Here is a 1,096-nt window from a genome sequence, read left to right as displayed (position 1 = left end):
ATAAGTAGTCTTCGGGAAATAGTTTGTATTATTTTCTAACTTGCCCTCATGGGACGAGTGAACACCCCCGTTTTGACGGAAAAACAACGGGTTGAGTTGGAAAACGAATTGAAAACTAATGACAACCACTCATTTCGGATGCGTTGCCAGGCGATTCTGCTAAAAGCAAATGGACGAACATCGAAAGATGTAGCCAGCATTGTTGGTATGTGCCATGTCAGCGTAAACAGTTGGCTCCACCGATTCAAAGCCAATGGTTTAGACGGTTTGAAAATCAAAACCGGACGGGGGCGAAAACCGCTCATGACCAAAAGCAACGATGCCCAAAGCGTGTTACAGGCTGTCAAAGCTAATCGCCAATGCATCCAATTAGCGAAAGCTGACTGGGAAGCCAGTCGCAATGAAGGCAGCAAAGCCGTTAGTGAGTCTACCTTCCGGTCTTTTTTAAAAGCCTTGGCGGACGATATAAACGGATCCGCCGACGGGTAAAAGGTCAGCCTGACCCACTGATTTACACCCATAAGGTCGAACAACTCACCGGGTTGGAATACCTCTCCGAGCAGGGCTTGCTGGATTTGTACTATGGCGACGAGAGCCATGTCTGTAGCGAAGGATATGTGCCTTACGGCTGGCAGTTTCCCGGCGAAGCGGTATGCGTGCTGGCTGGTAAAGGTTTCAAAATCAACTGCTGGGGCCTCATCAACCGGCAAAGTCAGTTGATGAGGGCCACTACACCGCGAGCGATCACAGCGAGCTTCGTTTATGAGCAACTCGATAGATTGTCGTTGGGTCTTCATCGGCCTATGGTTATTGTCCTGGATAATGCCTCAGTGCATACTGCCGGTATTATTCAACAAAGGCGAGAGATTTGGGAGCTTCGGGGGTTATATGTGTTCTTTCTGCCGCCTTATTCGCCCCTTCTCAATATTGCCGAGACCTTATGGCGGCATTTGAAAGGGGGCTGGTTACGACCGGAAGATTACCGAACCGACGAGGAGTTAGGGTATGCTCTAAATCGGTGTTTAGCCAACGTGGGCAAATGGCTAACCATCAGCTTCAGCAAGTTTAATGCAAACTAATTCTCAAGGATTACTTA

General features: G+C 48.5%; 2 protein-coding genes. Both read left to right on the top strand.

Translation table 11 applies throughout. The annotated features are described in order from the left end of the window. Nucleotides 1–48 precede the first annotated feature (48 nt). Nucleotides 49–489 carry a helix-turn-helix domain-containing protein gene (locus AC23NW_RS36160; protein WP_487455576.1) on the top strand — a complete coding sequence of 147 codons (441 nt, stop codon included), beginning with the start codon at nt 49–51 and terminating at the stop codon, nt 487–489. 53 nt (nt 490–542) lie between these two features. Then, nucleotides 543–1,079, top strand: coding sequence for an IS630 family transposase (locus tag AC23NW_RS36155; protein WP_487455574.1), 537 nt, complete (start codon nt 543–545; stop codon nt 1,077–1,079). Nucleotides 1,080–1,096 lie beyond the last annotated feature (17 nt).

The organism is Arsenicibacter sp. R0_47, assembly GCF_057652235.1.
The sequence above is the reverse complement of the archived record's forward strand: the minus strand, read 5'-3'. Positions and strand labels throughout refer to the sequence as shown.